At 54.2% G+C, this 24,159-nt stretch carries 22 protein-coding genes and 2 tRNA genes; 10 read left to right on the plus strand and 14 right to left on the minus strand.

Annotation, left to right across the window (positions count from 1 at the left end):
- Nucleotides 1-13 precede the first annotated feature (13 nt).
- The 3 genes from rplU to mdh all read left to right on the plus strand — a co-directional run bounded on the left by rplU (nucleotide 14) and on the right by mdh (nucleotide 1,630).
- Nucleotides 14-322: a 50S ribosomal protein L21 gene (gene rplU, locus VMF88_12425; GenBank protein HTY11865.1), complete on the plus strand. Its 309-nt coding sequence runs from the start codon at nucleotides 14-16 to the stop codon at nucleotides 320-322.
- Between the two features lie 32 nt (nucleotides 323-354).
- On the plus strand, nucleotides 355-609 hold the full coding sequence (rpmA, locus tag VMF88_12430) for a 50S ribosomal protein L27 (GenBank protein ID HTY11866.1): 255 nt from the start codon (nucleotides 355-357) through the stop codon (nucleotides 607-609).
- A 97-nt stretch (nucleotides 610-706) separates the two neighbouring features.
- Nucleotides 707-1,630 carry a malate dehydrogenase gene (mdh, locus tag VMF88_12435; GenBank protein HTY11867.1) on the plus strand — a complete coding sequence of 308 codons (924 nt, stop codon included), beginning with the start codon at nucleotides 707-709 and terminating at the stop codon, nucleotides 1,628-1,630.
- A 15-nt stretch (nucleotides 1,631-1,645) separates the two neighbouring features.
- On the opposite strand, the gene VMF88_12440 is transcribed toward mdh, so the two are convergent.
- The 13 genes from VMF88_12440 to VMF88_12500 form a co-directional block, all read right to left on the minus strand.
- On the minus strand, nucleotides 1,646-2,074 hold the full coding sequence (locus VMF88_12440) for an ATP-binding protein (protein ID HTY11868.1): 429 nt from the start codon (nucleotides 2,072-2,074) through the stop codon (nucleotides 1,646-1,648).
- An 11-nt stretch (nucleotides 2,075-2,085) separates the two neighbouring features.
- Nucleotides 2,086-4,023, minus strand: coding sequence for a hypothetical protein (locus tag VMF88_12445; GenBank protein HTY11869.1), 1,938 nt, complete (start codon nucleotides 4,021-4,023; stop codon nucleotides 2,086-2,088).
- A gap of 185 nt (nucleotides 4,024-4,208) precedes the next feature.
- On the minus strand, nucleotides 4,209-5,057 hold the full coding sequence (locus VMF88_12450) for an NAD(P)-dependent oxidoreductase (GenBank protein ID HTY11870.1): 849 nt from the start codon (nucleotides 5,055-5,057) through the stop codon (nucleotides 4,209-4,211).
- A 63-nt stretch (nucleotides 5,058-5,120) separates the two neighbouring features.
- The gene (locus VMF88_12455) at nucleotides 5,121-6,536 is read right to left on the minus strand and encodes an MBL fold metallo-hydrolase (protein ID HTY11871.1); all 1,416 of its coding nucleotides are present in this window, start codon (nucleotides 6,534-6,536) and stop codon (nucleotides 5,121-5,123) included.
- 384 nt (nucleotides 6,537-6,920) lie between these two features.
- Entirely contained in the window at nucleotides 6,921-8,549 is a 1,629-nt protein-coding gene (locus VMF88_12460) for a CTP synthase (GenBank protein HTY11872.1), read from the minus strand.
- 109 nt (nucleotides 8,550-8,658) lie between these two features.
- Nucleotides 8,659-9,408 (minus strand): 3-deoxy-manno-octulosonate cytidylyltransferase, encoded by a 750-nt coding sequence (gene kdsB, locus VMF88_12465; GenBank protein HTY11873.1) that lies wholly within the window; start codon nucleotides 9,406-9,408, stop codon nucleotides 8,659-8,661.
- A gap of 95 nt (nucleotides 9,409-9,503) precedes the next feature.
- Nucleotides 9,504-9,791 carry an Asp-tRNA(Asn)/Glu-tRNA(Gln) amidotransferase subunit GatC gene (gene gatC, locus VMF88_12470; protein HTY11874.1) on the minus strand — a complete coding sequence of 96 codons (288 nt, stop codon included), beginning with the start codon at nucleotides 9,789-9,791 and terminating at the stop codon, nucleotides 9,504-9,506.
- Between the two features lie 91 nt (nucleotides 9,792-9,882).
- Nucleotides 9,883-10,599, minus strand: a complete 717-nt coding sequence (locus tag VMF88_12475) for a lysophospholipid acyltransferase family protein (GenBank protein HTY11875.1) — start codon at nucleotides 10,597-10,599, stop codon at nucleotides 9,883-9,885.
- Nucleotides 10,599-11,738 (minus strand): M48 family metallopeptidase, encoded by a 1,140-nt coding sequence (locus VMF88_12480; protein ID HTY11876.1) that lies wholly within the window; start codon nucleotides 11,736-11,738, stop codon nucleotides 10,599-10,601. Before VMF88_12480 ends, VMF88_12475 begins: the two co-directional genes overlap by 1 nt.
- A gap of 893 nt (nucleotides 11,739-12,631) precedes the next feature.
- Nucleotides 12,632-13,444: a class I SAM-dependent methyltransferase gene (locus VMF88_12485; protein ID HTY11877.1), complete on the minus strand. Its 813-nt coding sequence runs from the start codon at nucleotides 13,442-13,444 to the stop codon at nucleotides 12,632-12,634.
- Nucleotides 13,445-13,525: 81 nt separating this feature from the next.
- Nucleotides 13,526-14,656 carry a glycosyltransferase gene (locus VMF88_12490; GenBank protein ID HTY11878.1) on the minus strand — a complete coding sequence of 377 codons (1,131 nt, stop codon included), beginning with the start codon at nucleotides 14,654-14,656 and terminating at the stop codon, nucleotides 13,526-13,528.
- A gap of 10 nt (nucleotides 14,657-14,666) precedes the next feature.
- Nucleotides 14,667-15,734 (minus strand): glycosyltransferase family 9 protein, encoded by a 1,068-nt coding sequence (locus VMF88_12495; GenBank protein HTY11879.1) that lies wholly within the window; start codon nucleotides 15,732-15,734, stop codon nucleotides 14,667-14,669.
- 91 nt (nucleotides 15,735-15,825) lie between these two features.
- Entirely contained in the window at nucleotides 15,826-16,986 is a 1,161-nt protein-coding gene (locus tag VMF88_12500; protein ID HTY11880.1) for a glycosyltransferase family 2 protein, read from the minus strand.
- A 390-nt stretch (nucleotides 16,987-17,376) separates the two neighbouring features.
- On the opposite strand from VMF88_12500, the gene VMF88_12505 reads away from it, so the two are divergent.
- The 3 genes from VMF88_12505 to VMF88_12515 all read left to right on the plus strand — a co-directional run bounded on the left by VMF88_12505 (nucleotide 17,377) and on the right by VMF88_12515 (nucleotide 20,673).
- On the plus strand, nucleotides 17,377-18,897 hold the full coding sequence (locus VMF88_12505; GenBank protein ID HTY11881.1) for an AMP-binding protein: 1,521 nt from the start codon (nucleotides 17,377-17,379) through the stop codon (nucleotides 18,895-18,897).
- An 86-nt stretch (nucleotides 18,898-18,983) separates the two neighbouring features.
- Nucleotides 18,984-19,598: a hypothetical protein gene (locus VMF88_12510; GenBank protein ID HTY11882.1), complete on the plus strand. Its 615-nt coding sequence runs from the start codon at nucleotides 18,984-18,986 to the stop codon at nucleotides 19,596-19,598.
- A gap of 7 nt (nucleotides 19,599-19,605) precedes the next feature.
- Nucleotides 19,606-20,673 (plus strand): hypothetical protein, encoded by a 1,068-nt coding sequence (locus tag VMF88_12515; GenBank protein HTY11883.1) that lies wholly within the window; start codon nucleotides 19,606-19,608, stop codon nucleotides 20,671-20,673.
- 9 nt (nucleotides 20,674-20,682) lie between these two features.
- Here VMF88_12515 and VMF88_12520 read toward each other — a convergent pair whose 3' ends face one another.
- A complete protein-coding gene (locus VMF88_12520) occupies nucleotides 20,683-21,348 on the minus strand; it encodes a response regulator transcription factor (protein ID HTY11884.1) in 666 nt (221 codons plus the stop codon).
- A gap of 347 nt (nucleotides 21,349-21,695) precedes the next feature.
- Between VMF88_12520 and rsmA the strand changes: the two genes are divergently transcribed.
- The 4 genes from rsmA (at nucleotide 21,696) to VMF88_12540 (ending at nucleotide 24,031) form a co-directional block, all read left to right on the plus strand.
- Nucleotides 21,696-22,496, plus strand: coding sequence for a 16S rRNA (adenine(1518)-N(6)/adenine(1519)-N(6))-dimethyltransferase RsmA (rsmA, locus tag VMF88_12525; protein HTY11885.1), 801 nt, complete (start codon nucleotides 21,696-21,698; stop codon nucleotides 22,494-22,496).
- Entirely contained in the window at nucleotides 22,493-23,455 is a 963-nt protein-coding gene (locus VMF88_12530) for a phosphatase PAP2 family protein (GenBank protein ID HTY11886.1), read from the plus strand. The genes rsmA and VMF88_12530 overlap by 4 nt, the downstream gene beginning before the upstream one ends.
- Before the next feature lie 322 nt (nucleotides 23,456-23,777).
- A tRNA-His gene (locus VMF88_12535) sits at nucleotides 23,778-23,851 on the plus strand.
- A 107-nt stretch (nucleotides 23,852-23,958) separates the two neighbouring features.
- Nucleotides 23,959-24,031, plus strand: a tRNA-Glu gene (locus VMF88_12540).
- The last annotated feature ends 128 nt before the right edge of the window (nucleotides 24,032-24,159 follow it).

The raw sequence follows: 24,159 nt of genomic DNA on the forward strand, positions 1-24,159 counted from the left end.
GAAGGATACGGCGATGTTTGCAGTTGTTGAGATCGGCGGGCAGCAGTATAAAGTGAACCCCGAAGAGAAGCTCTACGTGCCGAAGCTCGAAAAAGAGGTCGGCAGCAGCATAAAGTTCGACAAAGTACTTCTGGTCTCCAACGACAAAGAGGTAAAAGTCGGAGCCCCCGTCGTCTCCGGCGCTTCGGTGAGCGCGAAGGTGCTTGCCCATGTGAAGGACGATAAAGTGATCGTTTTCAAGAAGAAGAAGCGCAAAGGATACCGGGTGAAGCGCGGGCACCGCCAGCAGTACACCCATATTGAAATTACTTCGATCGCATAATTTTTTAGCACCGGGAAAGGAAACGGAAAAGTATGGCTCATAAAAAAGGGGGCGGCAGCTCCCGCAACGGACGCGACAGCAATGCCCAAAGACTCGGCGTCAAGCGGTTCAGCGGACAGAAGGTTCTCGCGGGAACGATCCTGGTCCGCCAGCGGGGAACGAGATTCCATCCCGGGGTCAATGTGGCAAAGGGGGGCGATGATACGCTGTTCGCCCTTGCAGACGGCGTGGTGAAATTTCAGCGCCTCGGCAAAACGCGCCAGGCGATTTCGATCGTGACGGCCTAGCCGGAGGAGTTTTTTTTCTTTTCACATAATGCGTAGGAGAATTTCTCTTACGCATTTTTTTTCTCATAGAGCGTTGAACTTATTGACGGAGACGACAATGAAAATTACGGTGATCGGCGCAGGCAATGTGGGCGCAACTTCCGCGCAGCGCATCGCGGAAAAAGAACTAGCGAACGAAGTGGTTCTCGTGGATGTTGTGGACGGTCTCCCCCAGGGAAAAGGGCTCGATATGTACGAATCGGCCCCGGTCGAAGGGTTCGATTCGAGGGTCGTCGGAACGAACTCCTACGACGCGACGGCAAACTCGGACATCATCGTCATCACCGCCGGCATCGCGCGTAAGCCAGGGATGAGCCGCGACGACCTTCTCAACACCAACGCCGGAATTCTGAAATCGGTCACCGAACAGGCTGTCGCAAAATCTCCAAAATCGATCCTGATCGTCGTCTCCAACCCTCTCGACGTGATGGTCTATGTCGCTCTCAAGGTCAGCGGCTTTGACCGGCATCGCGTCATCGGCATGGCCGGCGTCCTGGACACTGCCCGATTCCGGTCGTTCATCGCGATGGAATTGAACGTCTCGGTCGAGGATGTCACTGCGTTCGTGCTCGGCGGCCATGGGGATTCGATGGTCCCGCTTCCGCGCTACACGTCCGTGGCAGGAATCCCGCTTGCCGACCTGTTGCCTCAAGAGAAGATCGATGCGCTCGTAACCCGCGCGCGGAACGGCGGTATCGAGATCGTGAACTTCCTGAAAACCGGGAGCGCATATTACGCCCCTTCGTCCGCAGCCGTACAAATGGTGGAAGCGATCGTGAAGGACAAGAAACGGATCCTCCCCTGCGCCGCCTACCTGCAGGGAGAATACGGATTGCGCGACACTGTCGTGGGAGTTCCGATAAAACTGGGGAAGAACGGGATCGAAAAGATCATGGAGATCAAATTGACCCCCGAAGAATCAGCCGCCCTGAAAAAATCCGCCGACGAGGTAAAATCAACTATGGAGAAGGTGAAGCTGTAAGAAGTTCGGCGGATTTCAGATCGTCATCGTCATCGTGACCTCGTTGCCATGGGCGTTGAAGCTGACCTTCTCCATCAGCTGATGCATCAAGAAAACGCCTCTGCCGCTTTCGCGCAATAAGTTATCTTCGTGGACCGGGTTCGGGATCGCGCTCGGGTCGAATCCCTTCCCTTCGTCCTTCACCCTGATCGTCAGCGCATGTCCCTTGCGCGTCCCTGTGACGATCACCTTCTTCGCCGGGTCGCGCTTGTTCCCATGAATGATGGCGTTGTTCACCGCCTCGGTGACGACGACAAGCAGTGAGCCGAGCTTCTCTTCGTCAAGATGAAGAGATGAGTTCATCCTGATAAGAAACTCCTCCACGCGATGAACGCTTTTCGGGTCGCTTCTCAATGTGATCCGAAAAACCTTCGCCGCCGTCCGCTGCCGGGAATGAGCCGCCACTGCAATCCTCGCTAGAAATTTGCTTTTGCCGTCATCACAACGTTTGACACATCGCGTATGGGCTGGTTTGTTTCTTTCTGAAATTCCTTCCACCCCTCGATCTCGAGCCGCCAGCCGGGCCTGAGCGTCAGCACGAACAGCGTCGTCGGCCCATAGCTGAAGAAATTTCCATTCGGCACCCTCGTCGTTCCGCTGTACAGGTACGTATTCTGCACGAACGATCGGAATCCCACGGCGCACACCAGTTTCTCCTCTATGGTGTACCGCACCGACGGGGAAAAAGTTACCTCCTGAAAATATTGCTGCGGACGTTCCGAGAACGCCTGCCATTCCAACTGCCCGCGTTCGTAGAGCCGCAGATGGAAAAAAACGTCAAGCCCTACCCTTGACGTCATATCATACGACGTCGAATCGAGAAATGCAAATTGTCTGTACGAATAGCTTTCGACCGTCGGCGCGATCGATTCGAAATCGAACACGGTATAGTTCGCGAGGACCTCGAAGGTGTTGGCGGTTCTAAGCACGGACGACGGCGTGTACGTCAATTCGGGGGCCAGGCGAAAGATCCGATTCCAGTTGTTGTTGGCGCTCCGGTCGGCAAACAGATAGACGATGTGGTTCAGTGTTGCCTCCGCCGTAATGCTCGCTTCAAAATACTGGTTCCATCGGTGGAATTCCCGGCCGGAAACGGTGATGAGAAGCTCGTCGCGGTCGTCGGTGTTCAACGAATCGGGGGTGTCATACCGAAGGAGGCCTGCAGAACTTTCGAACGAGATAAAATCGTCGGACGATAAAGGCATGGAAAATATGCCGCGCAAGGAAGTGCGCCGTGCGTCGTTATCGAGCTGATATTCCTGCTCCACCGCGCTCGCAAGAATATCCTCGTCCACGCCGCTGATCTGCTGGAGCACATGACGCTCGTCCCGCTCGCTGGAGTGGATACCGACGGAGGCGAAGACATTATTCATGTCGCGGTAGACGAGGTCGATGCCGCCGTCGAGGATCTGTTCGTCCACGACGACGTCGTACGGAATCAGCGCCGGCTCGAGGAGCGATTTATAGCGGAAGGTATTGCTGATCGTCCGCGTCTCGACGAGCGTTTGGACAACCGCGGAGAGGTCTCTCGCAACCGCATAATGCAACGTGTTCGCGATGTTGTAAACCTCGTCCACGCGGCTCCGGATATTCTCTTTGACGCCGAATTCCCTCTGCATCACGATGTCGGCGGGAATGTAAAAATCCCACCGGTTGTTCGACCACTGAAACCGGAGGCTGTCGAACGACCCTTCCCCGAAGTTCTTCTGGAACGACAGCTGGGCGGCGTTGCTCCGGTAATACCTGGGGGAAAGGTCGCTCACATTCAGCCGCAGCGATGCCTGCGTTTCGTACCCGTCCAGATCGACCGTGTCCAGCTGCGAAGAGAGCTTGTAGTTCCACCCCTGGTCGATCTGGTCCTGCTGCCGGTCGACGCGAAACCCGATGAGCGGAGAAACTGAGAGGTACGACATCGGATGGATCGCGAGGCCCACAAGACCGGTGTGAAGAGCAGCGTTGCTGACGTCGAACGACTGATTGTCCGAAAGCGTGAATGTCGAGCCCTCGATGTCCATATCAAGCAACGACGAGATCGTTCGTGATGCATTCAGCCAGAGCGTATGTTCATCGCGAAGAGAATTCTGGTCCTGCTGGATGAACGTGGAGCTGAAACGGTCGTGGACATCGGCGGCGAAACCGCTGTCGCGGCCGCTGACATCCGCCCTAAAATTCCAAAGATAGGTGTTCAGATTTCTTTCGAAGCGGACATCGGTGTCGTTGGAATCTCTGGCGGCGGTGTTGTAGAACAGTGAATCGGTTTGAGCAAACGCCATCGAAGGGACGACCGCCAGCGCGGCGAGGAGAAAGCGCCAAACGGCGGCAAGGCCGTTGCCTTGACGACCGCCGCGTCGCACACAGGGGAAAGAAGCGGAACATCGTTGACCTCTTCCGGCAAAAGACGGGGGAGCTATGGAAAAGAGAGTGTTCAATGGATCGAACTTTCTTATGCAGGCAGGAATAGCGCATGCTGCCGCAGGCCGTGCTGTGCTGGAAGAAGAACAATTGCAGCCGAGTTCGGGGGAGGCCGAATTTGGTTCCATCAGAAAAGAATATCACGCACGGTGTACTGCGGAACATAGCCGAGGAGGTCGTGCGCTTTGCGGCACGACAGCAGCGACGATGCTCCAGCGAAATCGGGAGCAAAGCCCTTGACCTCCGGGAAATAGGTCCTCATCAAACTCCGTGAATCGATCCCCGTCCAATTATCCTTTGCCGCGATGAAAAATATTTCGTGGATCGAGTCCAAATCCTTTTCAACGGCCAGCCTGTGCGCCTGTGCCGCGTCGTAGGCGTGGACAAAGGCCCAGAGGTTGTTGCACCACTTGTGCGGTTCGGCGATGAGCCCCTTGTACCGTTCGCGTTCGCTTCCCTCGGGAACCCAGATCCACGGCGCGCGGAGACAGACCGTGCGAATGCCGTAGCGTTCGGAGTATGACTGACAGATCCGTTCGCCGATGATCTTGCTCAAGCCGTACGGGTCCTGCGGCCGGAGGGGGTGCGTTTCGTCGATCGGTATGTAGTCCGGCGCCATGTGTTTCGACATGAACGCGAATCCGAGCGCCGACTCGCTCGACGTCAGGACAACCTTCCTGACGCCGGTGCGCGCAGCGGCTTCAAGCACGTTGAATGTCCCGTTGACGTTGAGGCCGAAGACTTTTTCGGGGGGATGGTTGAGCGGATGGGGAATGCCTGCCATGTGAACGACCGCGTCGTAGCCCTTCACCGCCTTGACGACGTTCGGCAGGTCGAGCACATCGACATCGTGATGCCAGAGTCCGGGCCTTGGTGGAACGATGTCGAGAACGCCGACATCGTGTTTGTGACGCACCAATTCGTCAACAACATACTTGCCGACCGAGCCGCTTCCGCCGGTCACGAGGATTTTCATATGAGGTCCTCCAAAAAACTATCGAGGAAACATTCTTGCCTGATTGGTGCAGCGACAAAAGCTCTAGAGTTCAAATTTCTGGAGGCGAACCGGTATCGCAACGTTCTTGAAGCCCTGGTCCTTCAATCCTCCGGAAAACTTTTCTGCCTGGTCCGGATCGCCGTGCACGAGGAACACATTCTTCAATCGGCCCTTATTGAAATGATTGAAGTAGGCAAGAAGTTCGTTCCGGTCGGCGTGCGCGCTGAAGGAGTTCATCACCACCACATCGCACTTTCGTTCGTGCACCTCGCCGAAGATCGTCACTTCTTTCTCCTGTTCGACGAGCCTTCTCCCGAGCGTATGCTCGGCCTGATAGCCGACGATGAGGATCGTGTTTTTAGGATCGCCGATGTTATTGGCGATGTGATGCCGAATACGCCCCGCCTCGCACATGCCCGATGAGGCAATGATGATACACGGCTCGGTCTTGTCGTTCAGTTTCTTCGATTCATCAACATTCCGTATGTACGTCAGCCGATTGAACCCGAACGGGTCCTCCTCACGCTTCATCAGATCGAGCGTCTCGGCGTCGAAGCATTCGGGGTGTTTGCGGAACACCTCCGTGGCGCTCGTCGAAAGAGGACTGTCGACGTAAACGGGAATATTCTGCAGCTTCCCCTTTTCCCTGAGGAGGTGGATCGTATAGACCAGATCCTGCGTGCGTCCGACGCTGAACGCCGGAATGATAACCTTGCCCCCGCGCCGCGCAGTCTTCATCACGGCCTCTTCAAACTTCTGGGGCATCTCGTCAACCGAAGCGTGGAACCGTCCGCCGTACGTGCTTTCGCTGATGACCGCATCGACATCCCCCATGAATTCCGGGTCGCGCAGGATCGGGAGGTTCGGCCTGCCAAGATCGCCGGTAAAGCCGAGTTTGATTTCGCGGCGGTAAGAGCTTTTTCCGTCTCCTCCTTCGACGATCGTCAGGATCACGGAAGCAGAACCAAGAATGTGTCCGGCATCCACGAACTCGACCTGCACCCCGCTTGCCGCTTCAAATTTCGAATGATACGGTACCGACTGGAACAGGCTCAGCGCGGGCTCAACATCGTCGATGGTGTACAGCGGCTCGGGGGGCGGAAGATGTTTCTTTGTGTGCTTCTTGCCGACAAATTCGACGTCGCGCTCCTGAATGTAGGCGCTGTCTTTGAGCATGATGTCGCTGAGGTCGTGCGTGGCAGGAGTGCAATAGATCGGTCCCGAGTACCCGTTTTTGACGAGGTTGGGAAGGTTCCCGGCGTGGTCGATGTGCGCGTGCGACAGAACGAGGGCATCGATCGTTGAGGGGTCGAAGGGAAAGTTTTTATTCCGCTCGAACGTATCCGCACGCTTCCCCTGGAACAGGCCGCAATCGAGAAGAATTTTCTTTCCGTTGACAAGAATGAGGTGCATCGAACCAGTGACCGTCCGCGTTGCACCGATAAATTCAATGACCATAAATTTCCGAAAAGGAGTGAATGTTATGTCACGGTATGATACGAAATCAGGGGGCGGTTTTCAAGGAAAGAAATTCGGGTAGTGTTACAGTTGCACATTCAAGGCTTTTGGGACAGTCGTTCTCTCGTTTCCAACCTCCGATTGGGAACGGAGTGAATCTAGATGTCTCCGTCCGAAGAACAAGTTTCCGAAACCGCTCCCAACCGAGTTTGAGGGCAGGAGGGGGAAATTCTTAGACTGAAGCATTGCAAATTCGGGGGTAATGTCCTGATCTTGAGTTCACGTCACCCCAAACCTGATCCGCGGTCTGCATCGATGAGACGCAAAGACAAGCTCAGCACGGCGCAGCGTGTTCGATCCATGGTCATTGAAGCCAGGAGACTGTTACTTCCTCTTGGCCTTTTCCCTTTGATATTTCACTGCTGCTTTGACAAAATCCCTGAACAGGGGATGCGGGCTCAGAAAGCGCGACTTTAATTCCGGATGAAATTGTCCTGCAACGAACCACGGGTGCGCCGGCAGCTCGATGATCTCGACGAGGGAGTTGTCGGGAGAAAGTCCGCTGAAGACCATGCCGCTGTCGCTCAATTTTTTCCGGAATTTGTTATTGACCTCATAGCGGTGCCGGTGGCGTTCGTAGATCAATTCTTTTTTGTATGCCTGATGGGCTTTCGTTTTCTTCTGCACGATGCACGGGTACGCGCCGAGGCGCATCGTTCCGCCGAGGTTCTTGACGCCGCGCTGGTCGAACATCAGGTCGATGACGTTGAACTTGGTCTTCCGGAACTCCGTGCTGTTCGCCCCCTTCATGCCGCAGACATTGCGTGCAAATTCGATGATCGCGCATTGAAGTCCGAGGCAGATCCCGAAGAACGGGATCGAATGCTCCCTCACGTAGCCGATCGCCTTGATCTTCCCTTCCACGCCCCGTTCGCCGAAGCCGCCGGGAACAAGGATCCCGGAAATATCGCCGAGGTATTCGTCGAGGTTCGTGCTGTCGAGGTCTTCTGCGCGGATCCATTTTAAATCGACGGCCGCATCGTTGTCCGCACCGGCGTGGATGAACGATTCGTTGATGCTCTTGTAGGCGTCTTTCAGGTCGGTGTATTTGCCGACCACGCCGATCGTAACTCGCTCGCTCGGGTTTTTGATGCGGTTCACGACGCGCGACCATTGGCGGAGGTCGCTCTTGCCGCATTTCAAATTCAATTTCTCGATGACGATCGTGTCCAGCCCCTCGTCCTCGAACATCAGCGGAATCTGATAAATTGTGTCGACGTCCCTTCCTTCGATCACCGATCCGGCCTCGACGTTGCAGAACAGGGCGATCTTTTCCTTCATTTCCTTCGACAGCCGGCGTTCCGTGCGGCAGATGAGAATATCCGGCTGCACGCCGATCTCGAGCAGTGTCTTCACGCTGTGCTGGGTCGGCTTCGTTTTAAGCTCCCCGGCCGATTTGATGTACGGCACGAGCGTGACATGGATGTTCAACGCATTGCGCCGCCCGGTATGGAGCGTGAACTGGCGGATCGCTTCGAGAAATGGAAGGCTTTCGATGTCGCCGACCGTGCCGCCGACCTCGGTGATGATCACGTCGTACTTGCCGGAGGCCCCGAGCTGGCCGATGCGCTTCTTGATCTCGTCGGTGATGTGGGGAATCACCTGCACCGTGGCGCCGAGATAATCGCCGCGGCGCTCTTTGGAAATGACCTCATAATAGATCTGTCCGGTGGTGGAGTTATTCTGCCGCGAGGTGCTGATGTCGAGGAAACGCTCGTAATGCCCGAGGTCGAGGTCGGTTTCAGCGCCGTCGTCGGTAACGTAGACTTCACCGTGTTGGAACGGGTTCATCGTCCCCGGATCGACGTTGATATACGGGTCGAATTTTTGGACGGTCACGCGGAGGCCTCTGGACTTCAGCAGCAGCCCGAGCGATGCCGACGCAATGCCCTTCCCCAGCGACGAGACCACGCCGCCGGTGACGAAAATGTATTTGACGTGATTATTGGCCATATGGAAATCAAATATTAAGGGTGATAAAAGAAAATGTGAATGTCATAATCAAAAATGGAGAATGAACAATCTGAGCGCTTCTCCTTCACGATATCAACAGCTGCAATTATTATTTTTGAGCTTTGAGTTCTGCTCTGACTCTATTGAGGTCTTCCTGCGTGTCAACGGGGATCGAATCGAGTTCGGTGATGACAGTTTTGATACGGAAACCATGCTCAAGGATGCGGAGCTGCTCAAGCTTTTCCGCCTGTTCCAGCGACGTCGGCGTCAACGAAGCATATTTCTGCAGGAACGAACTCCGGTAAACGTAAATCCCGAAATGCTTGTAGAATACCGCATGCTTAAGCCAGTCGGTGACCTCTTTCGAATCGCGGACAAACGGGACAAGCGACCGGGTAAAATACAGAGCGTAATGATTCCTGTCGATGACAGCTTTTACCACGTTCGGCGTAAGAAGGTCGTCGAGCGAAGTGATCTTTTTGACCGCCGTGCCGACGACGGCCTCCGGGTCATCGAGAAGGAGCTGAACAGCCTGATCGATGAGCGCCGGCGAGATCAACGGCTCGTCCCCCTGAACATTCACGACAATATCCGCATCGAGATTCCGCGCAGCAAAAGCGACCCTGTCGCTGCCGCTTTGGATCGATGACGGGGTCATCACCGCCTTCCCGCCGAACTTTTTCACCGCCGACTCTATTCGTTCATCGTCCGTGGCGACAACGACCTCGGTGAGCAGCTTCGACCGCTTCGCCCGTTCATAGACATGCTGCACCATCGGCTTGCCGTGGATGTCCGCGAGCGACTTTGCCGGAAGGCGCTGCGACGCGTAACGGGACGGTATGATGCAAACGATTTTCAAATGACGATCGACGATTGACGTTTCATGAAATTTCTTTTCTCAATACGAATCCTTCGTTCCAGTACCATTCGGCATTCGTAATTCGCGAACCCTTTCTACCCGATCACCTTCGGCACTTTAAAGAATGTACCGGTTTTTTCCGGAGCGTTTTTCAAGGCCTCTTCGGCAGGGATGGAGGGCTTCACAACGTCGTCGCGGAATACGTTGTTCAGCTCGATCACGTGCGACAACGGCTCGACATTCGACGTGTCGAGCTCGTTCAGCTTCTCGATATATCTCAGGATATCGTTAAGCTCATGGGTCAGTTTCTCTTTTTCTTTTGCGTCGAACTCCAGGCGGGCAAGCTCGGCGATGTGTTCGACGTCGTTCAGTGTGACTGGCATGCGGGGATCTCCGGTGGATGATGCAAAGAATACAAGAGACAGAAGTCAGGAGACGGGAGACAGGGAACTGAATAAAGAGCGTATTCACATCTCATGAAAGATGCTCCCGGTAGTTTGCCGAAATAATTTCGCGGACGTTGTTCATCAACGCAATTTCCTCATCCCGGCTTGAAACATGCCGGGTGTCGATCGGTTTGCCGATCAGCAGCTCGATGGGGCTTGGCCGGATATCGAGGGAGGCCTTCGGCAGAATTTTAAAGCTTCCATTGATCGTGATCGGCACCACCGGAACTCCCGATTTCGCGGCGAGCGTAAACGCGCCGCGCTTGAACGGAAGAAGCTTGCCGTCGCGCGTGCGCGTCCCTTCCGCAAAAAGGATGACGGAGCCTCCGGTTTTGATCGCCTCAGCCGCACGGTCGATGCTCTTCATTGCTTCACTCCCCTTTGCACGGTCGACCATGATATGATGCCCCCATTTGAGCGCCCAGCCCCAGAGCGGAACGTACGACAGCTCTTTTTTGAACATGATGCGCACATGCGGCAGCACCGACATGATCGCCGGGATATCGAACATGCTCGCGTGGTTCGTCACAAAAATGTACGCCCCGTCGGGCTGAATATTTTCTATTCCGCGCGCAGAGACCTTGATTCCGCAGACCTTCAGCGTGAGTTTTGACCACGTGCTTCCCGCCCAAAAATATGTCCTGCCGTCCTTCTCGACAGGCAGGCTGAGAAGGGCGACGATCGATAAAAGAATATTCGTTACGACGATGAAGATGATCCTGCCGATGGTCAGCATGAAACGCATTATGCCCTCTCCGCAGCCCGGATCCTTTTTTCGATCGACGGATGACTGTAAAAAAGAAACTCAACGAGCGGATGTGGGGCGGTATCCGAAAGGTTCATCTCGGCGAGCTTCCTCATCGTGGACATGAATGCCGGAGCGTTTCCTGTTCTATCGATCGCATACCGGTCCGCCTCGAATTCATATTTTCTCGAAAGGACGTTCGACAAGGGGGACGTCATGAGCGAACAAACGCCGAGCCAGAGCGCGAGCAGCGGCAGGGCAGCAAGCTGATCGACCGATGAGAACCCGAACCATCCAAGCGACAATGAATACAATTGTGACGTAATGAATAGCCCCGCATAGATGCTCAGCGTTCCGACGACAATATTTTTCCAGATGTGGCCATGAACATAATGCCCCAGCTCATGCGCGAAAACGGTTTCGACCTCATCGTCCGAAAAATGCTGCAGCAGTGTATCGCCGAGAATGATCCGTTTCGATTTTCCGATCCCGGTGAAACCCGCGTTCGCCTTCTTCGTTGTCTTGCTCAGGTTGAACGCAAAAATTCCGGTCACGTTCATTTTTGTATTCTTGCACAACGACAAAATCCGCTCCCGTAAGGGTTCATTTTCCAACGGCGTGAATTTATAGAAGAGGGGCATGATGAAAACGGGAACGATCTTCGACAGGAGGATCGAAACGACGAACATCGCTGTCGCCACCGGCAGCCACCACAGCCCCTGGTATTCCCGCAGGAAGAAATAGAAGAGAAGCGCAAGCGGAACAACGATCGGCAGGCTGACCAGGAACCCTTTGGTCTGCTCCCACATCCATTGAAGGAATGACTGATTCGATAGGTTGTACCGGTGCTCGACGATATAACCGGAATAAAAGCTGAGCGGGAGGGAAAAGATTCCGCTTACCAATCCGAGGATGGCCCCGAAGAGAAGCAGTGCGACGTACGGCGACCGCGTGGCGGCGTCGGCAAAATTCTGAACGCGAAGAGAGAGTCCAGAAACAATGATCGTTACTGTCACAAGAAATGATATCGCTGTCCCGATAAGGGACAACGTCAGTTTCAAACGGCTGTATTTTTTTGCTTGAGATGACAGTGCCGACGCATTCTTGGGCTCTGCTTCAACGGCACGAAGGATACTCATTGACGAAACAACGCGAGAGGTTTGGTCTTCTGTGGTTTTTCAATAATACAAAAAGGAAGGAAGAAAAACAAGGAGAATGCCGGGTAGTGTCTCAATTTGATAGGGATCCTTTCTTTCCGAGAAAGAAAGGACCAAAGAAATCTTTCGTCCGAAGGATCCCTTCGGGGAAAATCGTAACGCGCGGATTCAATCCCAGCCGCACTTCCGCCAATTTCGGTGCAAAGAAGTTTTTTGAACATCATCATATGGGATTTTTGCACCGAAATTGGAACGCTTCGATTGAATCCTTCCCCCCGCGCGCACCCGACGATTTCGAAGTGTCGGCAAAATGCCACTGGAATTTCAAGCGAGGAATCGGCGGGTTTGTGCGTTGGGTGCGAGGCGAGCGTTAAGAAAACGGCAAGCTTGTGAGTTGGCATGAGGAGCCGTTTTCTAGGGCATGTGCGAAGGAAGCATCGCGAGGGTTCCGATTCCGAGAGGCCGTTCCCGCTTTCCAAAACTATGAAAGGCGGGATCCCGTAAAGCGGGACTTTGCTTCTTTCTCTGGCCACAGAGAAAGAAGAGGGGTCTGGCAAAATTCAAACTGAGACACTACAGAATGCCGCTGTGATAGCGGGCTGCTTTGAAAAGTCGACCCTTCGACGCGTCCCGATAGAAAACATCGGGACTTGCTCAGGGTGAGCGAGTGCCACGAAGCGGCACAAGACGAAGGACATCCCGTCGCCAAGGGATCTTTTCGGGGAGCAAGTGAGCGGAGCGAACGCATCGTCGACGACCCGTCCGTAGGGATGATATCGCTCCTTTTCCTAGAATAGTACCGATAATCAAGTCGGCGGGAATCAAAATAATTCGGGCTACGAGCGCCGCTTTAGCAAGAAGTGTCCGGCGGCTTTCTAGCCCGGTTTCACCGCCACGACGAGCAATCCGGTTCCGGTCGTGTTGGCTCGCTTGTAGTCGGCGGCCATCAGAAGGAGCGTGAGCCACAAGGTGAGAAGATAATAGAACGGGAGGACGACGAAGTAGAGCTTGCTTTTGTTCAGCATCAGCATCGGGTACTTAATGCCGAGCCGCCACGCGATGCTGCCGATCGGGCCGTAGGTATAGGTGACTTTTTCCAGGTGAAACCCGGCGCTCTTCAGTTTCCGGGTAATGTCGTCGACGGAATAGCCGTTCCGCGCATGCTCGCCGATAAAGCTTTCATCGCTTTCGTCGTGCGCGTCCGAACCGCCGAGGTTCGACGGGGTATTGATGAGCACTTTTCCCCCCGGCTTCAGCGCCTGATAAAAATTCCTGAACACCTGCACGTCGTCCTGAATATGCTCCATCACATCAACGGAAAGAACAAAATCGAACCTGCCGGTGTGCTTCGGGATCGTCAGATCTTCCACCTCAAACAAGACCTTGCTCAGCTTCATTTTTGAAAAGAATGCGCGGCAATCGGCGATCTGTTCGTCCTTCACATCCACCGCATAGATCGAAGCTGAGGGGAAACGCTTTGCACAGTAGAACGAGTATTGGCCGAAGCCGCTTCCGGCGTCGAACATGGCAAAGGGGTCTTTCTTGCCGCCCAGCAACTCCCGGAGCGCACGTTTGACGTACCATTCCCGCAGGAACATGATCCCAAGAATTGCGTAAAAAAACCTCCGCACGGGCGGGCTCGTCCGCGCGACATTACCGATGACGTTCTTAATTGGGTCGTAGTGCATTTTCAGTGATCAGTTATCAGTGAACAGGGATATAAAGCTCATTGCGTGTATTCTTCATTTTCTTTTATAACTGTTAACTGATCACTGTTCACTGCTAGCTGTCAGCTGTTCGATCGCTTCCGTCATTCTCTCCCACGAATATTTTTTCTTTTCACGCGCGGCGCCGGCGGAAAGTGTCTCTTCAAGGCCTTCGTTGTAGAACCGGAGGACCGCTTCCGCAAGCCTGGAGGGATTGTTCGGCGGCACGACGAGTCCCGAGACTCCGTCCACGACAACTTCGGCGAGGCCGCCGACGTCGGTCGCGATGACCGGTTTATCGAAATTGTATGCGATCTGAGCGATGCCGCTCTGCGTAGCGGAAAGGTACGGCAGCATCACGGCATCCGCGGCTGAAAAATATTTTCCGACCATTTCATTCGGCACATAGTCGGAAACAACGTCGACCACATCGCGCACCTGCGCATCCGAAATGTGCCAGCGGTACTGTTCTTCGTCGTCATAGTATTCGCCGACGACGAGCAATTTGACGCGAAGAGATTTCTTGAGCTCCTTCATCGCGTCGATCATCACATGGAGTCCTTTATACGGGCGAATGTAGCCGAAAAACAGGATCACTCTTTCATCGCGGATGTTCAGCGCGGCCCGTGCGTCTTTTTTGCCGAGGCGCGCTCCGAAAATCTCGTACACCGGGTGCGGAACCTTTTTGTACCGGGGGTTGTCGACCGTCGCCACCAGATCCTTCTCGACAGAATCCGACTGGACGATGTATCCGTCGACAAACTTGAATGCATACCATGTGAATAGTCTGTCCCCGGGTCTGCGTTCGTGCGGGATCACATTGTCGCAGATCGCGACGACCCTGGTTTTCCGCCCGTATTTGATCAGCGCGCAGATCGTCCCGAAGCAGGGACCGAAAAACGGAAGCCAGTATTTGAAGATCACGAGGTCCGGATTCCGCCTGCGGAGGGCCAGGCCGACCCTGATCCAATTCAGGGGATTCACGGAATCCATCAGCTGTTCGCTTGTCACCGGCAGTCCCGGGTCCCCTTCTTCCTCCTGCGATTTTCCCGGGAAAAGGATCTTCGGATACTGCCTCTTGAACGAGACGACTTCTACGTGATGCCGCTTCCTGAGATGCGTATACAGCAGGGCGATGTAGTGAGCAATGCCGCCGCGCAACGGATACGCCGTGCCGAGAATGATGATGTTCATCGCCCGGACTTCACGCCGATGGTTCCAGAAGTTGACGGACCGACTTCACAACCCGGTCCGGATAAAGGTACTGCATGCAATTGTTCGGGCACGTCGGCGAGTAGTAGCACGTGCACTCGAATTCGGGTTCGAGGATCTCGCCGAGCCCGTACAACTCGAACTCGTGCTTGTTAAAAATATTGTTGAAGAGAACGATCTTCTTTCCCAGCCCGATCGTGAGATGCATCGCCATCGTCACCGCAGTGACGACGAGGTCACACTGGTCGATGAGGTTGATGAACTGCTTCAGCGGATAATGGCCGAAGTATTTTGCCTTCGAGGCCCGGGCGATCTTCAAGTTTTTCTTGTGCTCCTGTTCTCCGCCGAGCAGGAAGACCTCGTAGCCCGCCTTTTTCAGCGCGATCGCCGCCGCGACCCAGTATTTCTCGGGCCAGAGGCGCGACGTCCACCGTCCGCCGCAGCCGGTATTGAGGCCGACAATTTTTTTCTTTCCGGCCGTCTCCCACCGCCTGTCCTTCCACGGTTCGAACGGAAGAATATATTTCTCTCCGTTGAAGGCGAACCCGCACACCTCAAAAATCTCCTGCGGATAGCTTTTCGTGTTCGCTTTGTTCACGTCGTCGAAAACGCCGGTCTGGAATTTCGCTTCTGCATCCTTGTCCGCCGGGGCGCAGACCCCGTTCTTTAAGACGAATCCCTTTTTTGTGTCCGCCGTAATCTGAAGCGAAAGGGCGCACGCCTCGCGGTCCTTGTCGAGGTTGTACAGGATGTCGAACGTTACGGAACGGAGGGCGACGACATTTTCCAGCGAGAATTTCATCCGGACATCGACCAGATCGGGGAGCATCTCCGGCGTCAGCGTGAGCCACCAGAGCTTCGCATGAGGGAATTCCTTTTTCAGGCGGTGAAGAAGCGGCGTCGTTCTAATGACATCGCCGATCGCACCAAGCTTGATGATGAGGATGTTCTTATCGATAGGGGCGTAATACGTGCAGCTGTCGCAATGGACCCCGTGCTGCTTATGCGGTTTGCATGGGACATCGCCGCGGAAGTAGCGGCAGTCGGTCTTGAGGATCATGGGTTCTTGAAAAAAGCGTTGGCGATAGCCGGGTGCGGTTCAGGGATACGACGATCGGCTGTAATGAACGGACCGCGTTGCGCTGACGCCGTCACTTGATGATTTCCCTGATGGAGTATTCCTTTTCCACGTGCTGTCCCTTGGTGATCATCTCTCCGAGGAGTCCGATCGACACGAACTGGATCCCGACGATCACGAGGATCAAGCCGACAAGGAAGAGCGGGCGGTTGCTGAGCGACGTCCTTCCCGCGATCCATTCGGCGACAAGGTAGCCGTCAACGCAAAGGCCGACAAAGGCGGAGACAATTCCCCACACACCGAACAGGTGCAGCGGGCGGGAAATGTAGCGCGTGGTAAAGAGAACCGTGAGTAGATCGAGAAACCCTCTGAAAAATCTCCCCATCCCGAACTTGGTTTTTCCGTATTTGCGGGCCCGGTGCTGAACAACCGCTTCGCCGACACGGAACCCCTGCCAGTGCGCCAGGGCCGGAATGTACCGATGCAGTTCGCCATACACGTTCACACTTTTAACGACGTCGCGGCGGTACGCTTTCAATCCGCAATTCGAGTCATGAATCTTCACGCCGGTCATCAGGCTCGTGACGAAGTTGAAAAACTTGGACGGAATCGTTTTCGTGATCGGGTCGTGGCGTTTCTTCTTCCATCCCGACACGACGTCGTAGCCCGATTTAATCTGCCGGATGAGGTTCGGGATTTCGGCCGGGTCGTCCTGCAAATCGGCATCCATCGTAATGACGAATTCACCAACCGCCCGCTGGAAGCCGACCATGAGCGCGGCGCTTTTTCCGTAATTCCTCCGGAACCGGATGACCTTGATCCGGTTGTTGCGAAAATGAAGGTCGCGCAGCACGCGGAACGAATTATCAGTGCTGCCGTCATCGACAAAGATCAATTCGTAGCGTCCGCCCATGCGGACGAGCGTATTCTTCAGCTGATCGGCAAGTTCTTTGAGAGACAGCTCTTCGTTATAGAGAGGAATGACGACGGAAACTTCGACGTTGCTCTGCGGGCGGTGCTGATTTGACTGCTGCGGCGGCCTGTTGTCCTGCTGCGCGGAACCGGCAGCGGGGACTTCGCTCATCGAAACCGAAGCGGCGGATGAATCCGCGGGGGAGACGCCTTCTGCCGGAGCTGATTCATGCGGTTTTCTGTTCGGCCGCCGGTACCGACGGTACCGTGAGCGCCTGAAGGGTTCGTCATGCGGCTGTTGCTCGTTCGTTTCTTCTGCCATACTGTAATTCGTAGTCGTTCAGTGATTTGCTCAAAGTAATACAATTCGTACAGAAATGCAACGAGGGATGACGATGAGCACTGCCCGAAGATGCCGGGCGAGAACGCGTGATAACTGGCATCAATACAGCATCGTGATCTGCCGTTGGTTCAGTGTCTTCCCGGACGCCAAGAACCCAATATCGTAATCGGCCCAAAGACGGCGCATGTCGCAAGAGCCAAAATACCACTTGCCATTCAACCTAAACTCCACTAAATTCTCCCCATCTTTATTGCCGCGTGACAAAGCCGTACAGCCTGATCTTATGCCGGTAACAACCCCGCCGGCAAACACGATATAAAGCTTATCAGCATACGCTGACGTCAAACGACGCTTTCACGAGAGAGCCCGATGCTCCTTCATCATCAATTTGTCCGTATCGCAAAGCAGTACGAAAGCAAGATTGCGATCGTCGACCGGACGACCAATACCCGGCTCACGTACGGAAAAGCGCTTATCGCTTCCCTCATCCTCTCGGAGAAACTCAAGAAGTACGATGAAGGGTTCATCGGCATCATGATCCCGACCTCCGCGGGATGTGCGTTGTCCGTCCTCGGGGCGCTGATGAACGGACGGACGCCGGTGATGATCAATTATTCCACCGGGGCTGCGGCCAACGCGGAGTACGCGCAGAAAAAATGCGAATTCAAGACGATCATCACGTCGAAGGCGCTGCTCGAAAAAATCAACTGCCGCAAAGTCGAGGGGATGGTGTTCATTGAGGACATCATGTCCAGCGTGACGATGTTCGACAAGATCAAAGCCGCGCTGAAGTCGAAGCTCCCTGCGCAAAATATCATCAATAAAATATATGCGGGGAACGAAGACGACACGCTGTTCATCCTTTTTACAAGCGGCAGCGAGAAAGAACCGAAGGCTGTCCAGCTGACACATCGCAACATCGCCTCCAACATCGACAGTCTCGAAAAGGTCTATGGGCTGGCCGCGAGCGATACCTTCCTCGCGAACCTCCCTTATTTCCATATCTTCGGGCAGACCGCGAACCTCTGGGCGCCTCTCTATTTCGGCATGACCATGGTGACGTACGCAAATCCTCTCGATTTCAAAGTGATCTGTACCATCGCCCGTGAAGAGAAGGTCACGCTGATGGTCGGAACGCCGACGTTCTTCCACGGCTATCTGAATAAGTCCGAAAAAGGGGATTTCGCATCTGTGAGGATCATGATCACCGGCGCCGACAAATGTCCGGAATCGCTCCGCCAGGGCTTCATGGAGAAGCACGGCATGGTGCTGCTCGAGGCCTACGGCGCCACTGAAACGAGCCCGGCGATCACGGTCAATACGCACAGCAACAACAGGCCCGGGAGCGTAGGGAAAGTGATTCCGGGAGTGCAGGTGCGGATGGAAAACTACGAGACGGGGGAAGAGTGCAAAGTGAACGAGATCGGAAAGATTCTGGTCAAGGGGGACAACGTGATGAAGGGATATTTTGACGATTTCGAGCAGACTTCGCTGAGCATCCGTCACGGATGGTACGACACCGGCGACATGGGATACATGGACGAGGACGGATATTTGTGGCATGTCGGGAGGCTGAAACGCTTCATGAAGATCGGCGGAGAAATGGTATCGCTTATCAAGGTCGAAGATGTCCTTGAACGATTCCTCGACCGGGACGTAGAATGCTGCGTCGTCGAAGTTCCGGACCATTTGCGCGGCGCAAAGATCGTCGCGGCCGTCACCCAGCAGATCGACGAAAAAGCCGTCCTCAGAAAAATGTCGGATCATCTGCCGAACATCGCGCTGCCGAAACAGTTCGTCGTCATCAGCGATCTGCCTAAAATGGGGAGCGGGAAGATCGACTTCAGGAAAATCACCGACATCGTGCGGGACATGGTCCAGTCGCGCTGAGTGTTGTGCGTCACTTCTTTTTGTTCTGATCCCCCCTATTTTCACAACGTCGTTCGGGGCTTCTTCCACTCACGGGGATATCCACTATGAAAAAAAACCTCTTCATCATTCTTCTCTGTTTTGCATCTTCGGAAATTTTCGCTCAGAGTTCGGGCAACGCGTTCACGATCCTTCTTGGCGGCGCAGTCGGAAAATTCAACATCGACGCCGGCGGAAACTTCAATACCATATACACTGACAGGAAACTCTCCTACACCGCGGTTGCCGGGCTCGGAACCGGATCCCTCTTTGTCATCGGGAAATACCGGACGTTTGAAGCGTCGGGACAATCGCTCGTCAGCAATATCGCCGCGACCGGATCGGCTCAGTGGAAGCAAACCATCCTCCTGACCGGCCTCCGTTTTGGACCGGGCAACTCGGCGTTCTATCTCGATGCGTTATACGTTTTCAACCATGCCCAGGAGACGATCGGCACCGTGAACCCGGCCATCGACGTGCTGGCCGCAAGCCAAAAAGTCGACGACAACGGATATGCTTTTGCCGTCGGGCTCTCTCCAAAAATTGCCGACCCGCTTGCTATCAACTTTGAGGCGGAATATTCTGTGATGGCACGAAAAGCGACGCTCGCGGACGGCAACACGGTTCCTAACCTCGGCGGCCTTTACCTGAGCGCCGGCATCAGTTTCTACTTCCATAATTGAAACGACCATGAAAACACTTTCAATTCTTCTCGCTACGGGCCTGTTCGGTTTGCTCTGCGGATGCCTCCCTCAGAAAGAAACCAATCAAACGACAACGACCCTTGCGGCGCTGGAAATAGTTCCGCATCCCGATACGTTGAACATGGCGGTGAACGCGACACAGACACTGAGCCTGCGAGGCACGACCGTTGACTCAACGCAGCAGACGTCGACCAACAGCGGCATTCTCACCGAGACGGGCTTCACTTCGACGTCGGTCGACACCAACACAACTCCATTTCCCTCCGACCAGGCGACGTGGACCTCTTCGAACACCGGGGTAGCGACCGTTTCCAACGGCGTCGTTACCGCCCACGGCGCAGGCTATTCCAGCATCTCAGCAACGGCGGGGGGTGCAACCGCTCCCTCCGTTCTGGTGAGCGTGCAGACCGGCAATTCGGCTCCGGGCTTGAGCCTGGACCCGCCGGAATATTCGGTGATCTTCAGGGACACCGTTTCGGTCTCGGGAAATGTGCAGCAGCATGCGATCCTGCTCCTCTCCGAAGCAAGCTCCGGATACAACAACACGAATGTACCGTACGACGGTAACGGAAATTTTTCGGAGACCATCATCGGACTGCAGACGGGGTTCCGGACGATCGTTGCGACCGCTGAAAACTCAAGCCAGACTGGTCTCGCGACGACCCGCTACAAGTACGTCGTCTACTACCAATACCTGAGCCCGGCGGCGGACAGCATTTGCGGCAATTGGGTGGGGACAACTCTGAGCATGAATTTTAATTTCAATATTTCGAAGAGCATCGTTTACTCGCGGTACGACATCAACGGGCATATCGATATCCAGTTCCCGGGAATCGGATTCGTCAGGAACATCACGCTCACCGGCATCATCGCGAGCGACGGAACCATCAACGCAACCCTGACGCAGACGTCCCAGGGGTTCACTATCTCCGGATATTTGAAGGGATATTTTATGACGGTCGGAACGGGGGCCGGGAGCTATCGGGCTTCGGCAAAAAAGACGGGGTGGCCGACGCTCAGCGCGACGGCGGACTGGACGGCGGTGAAGCAGTAGCGGCACAACTCATATTTTATTGACGACGAAACCGTACTCCTTCGCAAACTGGACGAGGTTCACGACGTCAACGATGTCCAGTTTTTTCTTGAGAGCGGTGAAATGCTTGTCGACGGACGATTTGCTCATTGATAGGCGTTCGCCGATCTGTTCCGGTTTCAATCCTTGGGTGAGGAAGGAAAGAATTTCCATCTCAATATCCGTCAGGGGCTCGCGGAGATGCGATAATTTCTCGAGCTCGGCGGAATGTTTTTTCAGCAGTCCCTCCACCATGATGCGCGAAACGCTCGGGCTGAAGAACCGCTTCCCTTCCGCCACGACCCGGATCGCCTCCGCCAGCTCTTCCTTCCCCACGTTTTTCACAACGTATCCTCCGGCTCCCGAGCGCAAAATCTCCGTGACGTATTTCTCATTTTCGAACCCGCTGAGGATGAGGATCTTCGTGCCGGGATACTTTAGCTTGATGATCTTCGCCGCTTCGACTCCGGACATTTTGGGCATCTCCAAATCGAGAATGACGACGTCGGGGTTCAGTTTCTTCACGGCGGCCACGGCTGCTTCTCCGTCCGATGCCTGTCCGACGACATCGAAATCGCCCACGGTCGACAACAATGCTGAGATCCCGAGGCGGACAACGTCGTGGTCGTCCGCCATGACAATGCGAATTTTCTTCATAGCTCTTCCTGTCAATTCGATAAAACCAGTTTCCATTAAAAAATATTTAATCGAGGGGCCAAAGTCAAGGTGAGAATTGTCGGTGGCGCTGCGCCTCGAGGCTTTTGAGGCAGTGGCTCCCGGTCTCCCGTTCGACGCTTTCAGACGAAAGACAAGTCATAGAGCCGCACCCAAACCAAGTTCGGGAGCGAGCATGGGAATTCTCAAACTGCAACACCGCCGAATTTTCAACGCACGGTAAGGGAACGGATGGAAATCCGCTCCCCCTTTCTCTTTTCGTTGACAAACCAGTAACAGTTTGGTATATTTTTCCACAATTGAATGTCGACCCAGCCTATTGGCACTGAGTGAACCGGCCAAAAAAATCTCTCGGACAGAATTTTCTTACCGACGCCAACGTAGCGAAAAAAATAGTCCGTTCGTTGAACCTTACGACATCGGACCGCCTCCTTGAGATCGGTCCCGGGAGAGGAGCACTGACGGCGCTCTTGCTCGCCGAAATTCCGAAGATGGCGGCCGTGGAGATCGATGATCATCTTGCCGCTGAACTTCGTTCAACATACGGAAATGCGTTAACATTGTATCACGACGATGTCCTTGAACTCGATCCCCGCACCATTGCAAAAAACATGGGGGGAGCGTTCCGCGTCGTGGGGAACATTCCGTATTACATCACCAGCCCGATCCTTTTTTGGGCGATCGATGCTGCGGAAGCGATCTGCGACTGTACGTTCATGATGCAGTATGAAGTGGCCCGGCGGCTGACGGCAAGACCCCGTTCAAAGGAATACGGGATCCTTTCGGTATTTGCGCAGTATTATTCCACACCGGAATTGAAATTCACCGTCGCCCCCGGCTCATTCTATCCGGTGCCGGACGTCACCTCCGCCGTCGTGTCGCTGGATTTGAGGAAGCCGTTTTTCCGAAAAGCGATCGACGATACCACGTTCCGCGCGGTCGTCCGGGGAACGTTCAGCACGCGGCGAAAAATGCTCCGCAACGGACTTCGGGCCCTCGATGTCCCCAGCGAATTTTTTAAGCAATCGACGGCGAATTTCGACCGCCGTCCCGAGGAATTATCGGTCGAGGACTTCGTCACCCTTTCGAACGAAGTAACGGCCATAACCGGCAAACGATTCTCAGTATGACATCTTCTTTCCGTTACCGAATTGCGCTGCTGACGACGAGCGATATTGCAACGATGATATTTCTCACCATCGTCGCAGCGCTGGCCATAATCTTCTCTTCAGTCATTCCGTACTGGTATGTTCTTGCAGGATGCAATATTCTCCTTGTCGGCCTCATTCCCTTCCTGGCCAGGAAGGCGCAGGAAACCGATGCACGGGCGCTCAAATACATCAGGGACTGGTATCCTGTGCCGATGATCTTTTACGTCTTCAAAGAGACGTATATGATGGTGCATCCGATCCATCCGCAGGATTTCGACTGGCTGCTTATCCAGGCCGACCGGTGGATCTTCGGGGGGGACCCGACGCACTGGATGATGAATTTTGCTTCGCCCGCCGTCACCGAAATTCTTCAGATCAGCTATGCAAGCTACTATCTAATCTTACTGAGCGTTTTTTTTGAGCTGAGTTTCGAGAAGCGGCATACTGAATATTTTCTCGGGGCATTTCTTGTGATCTACGGATTCTATCTTTCGTATGTCGGTTATTTTCTGCTCCCGGCAGTCGGTCCGCGGTTCACTCTGTATGATTTCAATTCTCTTGATACATCATTGCCAGGAGTGTGGGTGACGAACGCGCTGCGCGATTTTGTCAATGCGGGAGAATCGATACCAAAAGGTGTCACCCATGCAGTCGACTTTGCGCAGAGGGATGCGTTTCCGAGCGGACACACGCAGCTCACGCTGACGATCCTGTATATTGCGTTCTCTAACAGATTGAAGAGCCGCTGGGTTTTGCTCGTCGCCGGTTCGCTCCTTATTATCTCGACCGTTTATCTTCGTTATCATTACGCCATCGACGTCATCGCCGGCGTTCTCTTTTTCCTTTTCACGGTCTGGAGCGGAAGAAAAATCGATGCGTGGTGGAGGGAATATAAAAGAAAGCTGAAAAAAACGGCAGGTGTGACAGTGCAGCCTTGATAAATTCGTCTTGCCTTCCCGGAAAAATTTTCGTACCTTTTTGAGTTCAAAAAAAGCCTGTCTATGATCTGACAGGCTTTTGAATCTATGGTGGCCATAGTTCAGTCCCAATTTTGCTCGGCTTAGCGAGCGCAGCGAAGCTAAGGCGATCGTAAAATTGTGGGTCCCGCCGACAGGCGGGATTGGTTGCCAAAATCATTTACACGGTGGCCATAGTTCAGTCCCAACTTTACTCGGCTTAGCGAGCGCAGCGAAGCTAAGTCGAGCGTAAAATTGTGGATCCCGCCGACAGGCGGGATTGGTTGCCAAAATCATTTACACGGTGGCCATAGTTCAGTTGGTTAGAATGCCAGGTTGTGGCCCTGGAGGTCGTGGGTTCAAGTCCCACTGGCCACCCGATGTCAGTGAACAATGAACAATTAACAATGAACAGTGTTGGTCGAGAAGGTACGGACCGACGTTCATTTATTGTTGATTGTTCATTGTTAATTGTTCATTGACAAGTCCCCATCGTCTAGAGGCCTAGGACCGGAGCTTTTCAAGCTTCTAACACGAGTTCGAATCTCGTTGGGGACACGCTTGAAAGGGGTGTTATTTTATTAACACCCCTTTTTTTTTCTAATAAACCGAGGTCTTGCTTCGGTATCTTTAATAGATAGCACTTCGCGACCCTCGTCTTCTGGTCAATGACGATCTTCTCCACT

This window comes from Bacteroidota bacterium (assembly GCA_035506275.1).
GTDB lineage: Bacteria > Bacteroidota > Ignavibacteria > UBA10030 > UBA8401 > JAGVPT01.

What these genes read in the sequence shown, in the direction of transcription:
- VMF88_12530 (HTY11886.1), top strand. Translation starts at nt 22,493, where the DNA reads ATGACATCTTCTTTCCGTTACCGAATTGCGCTGCTGACGACGAGCGAT.
- VMF88_12495 (HTY11879.1), bottom strand. Translation starts at nt 15,734, where the DNA reads ATGATCCTCAAGACCGACTGCCGCTACTTCCGCGGCGATGTCCCATGC.
- VMF88_12460 (HTY11872.1), bottom strand. Translation starts at nt 8,549, where the DNA reads ATGGCCAATAATCACGTCAAATACATTTTCGTCACCGGCGGCGTGGTC.
- VMF88_12510 (HTY11882.1), top strand. Translation starts at nt 18,984, where the DNA reads ATGAAAAAAAACCTCTTCATCATTCTTCTCTGTTTTGCATCTTCGGAA.
- rplU (HTY11865.1), top strand. Translation starts at nt 14, where the DNA reads ATGTTTGCAGTTGTTGAGATCGGCGGGCAGCAGTATAAAGTGAACCCC.
- VMF88_12455 (HTY11871.1), bottom strand. Translation starts at nt 6,536, where the DNA reads ATGGTCATTGAATTTATCGGTGCAACGCGGACGGTCACTGGTTCGATG.
- rpmA (HTY11866.1), top strand. Translation starts at nt 355, where the DNA reads ATGGCTCATAAAAAAGGGGGCGGCAGCTCCCGCAACGGACGCGACAGC.
- VMF88_12490 (HTY11878.1), bottom strand. Translation starts at nt 14,656, where the DNA reads ATGAACATCATCATTCTCGGCACGGCGTATCCGTTGCGCGGCGGCATT.
- VMF88_12505 (HTY11881.1), top strand. Translation starts at nt 17,377, where the DNA reads ATGCTCCTTCATCATCAATTTGTCCGTATCGCAAAGCAGTACGAAAGC.
- VMF88_12475 (HTY11875.1), bottom strand. Translation starts at nt 10,599, where the DNA reads ATGCGTTTCATGCTGACCATCGGCAGGATCATCTTCATCGTCGTAACG.
- VMF88_12450 (HTY11870.1), bottom strand. Translation starts at nt 5,057, where the DNA reads ATGAAAATCCTCGTGACCGGCGGAAGCGGCTCGGTCGGCAAGTATGTT.
- mdh (HTY11867.1), top strand. Translation starts at nt 707, where the DNA reads ATGAAAATTACGGTGATCGGCGCAGGCAATGTGGGCGCAACTTCCGCG.
- VMF88_12480 (HTY11876.1), bottom strand. Translation starts at nt 11,738, where the DNA reads ATGAGTATCCTTCGTGCCGTTGAAGCAGAGCCCAAGAATGCGTCGGCA.
- VMF88_12500 (HTY11880.1), bottom strand. Translation starts at nt 16,986, where the DNA reads ATGGCAGAAGAAACGAACGAGCAACAGCCGCATGACGAACCCTTCAGG.
- VMF88_12485 (HTY11877.1), bottom strand. Translation starts at nt 13,444, where the DNA reads ATGCACTACGACCCAATTAAGAACGTCATCGGTAATGTCGCGCGGACG.
- gatC (HTY11874.1), bottom strand. Translation starts at nt 9,791, where the DNA reads ATGCCAGTCACACTGAACGACGTCGAACACATCGCCGAGCTTGCCCGC.
- VMF88_12515 (HTY11883.1), top strand. Translation starts at nt 19,606, where the DNA reads ATGAAAACACTTTCAATTCTTCTCGCTACGGGCCTGTTCGGTTTGCTC.
- VMF88_12520 (HTY11884.1), bottom strand. Translation starts at nt 21,348, where the DNA reads ATGAAGAAAATTCGCATTGTCATGGCGGACGACCACGACGTTGTCCGC.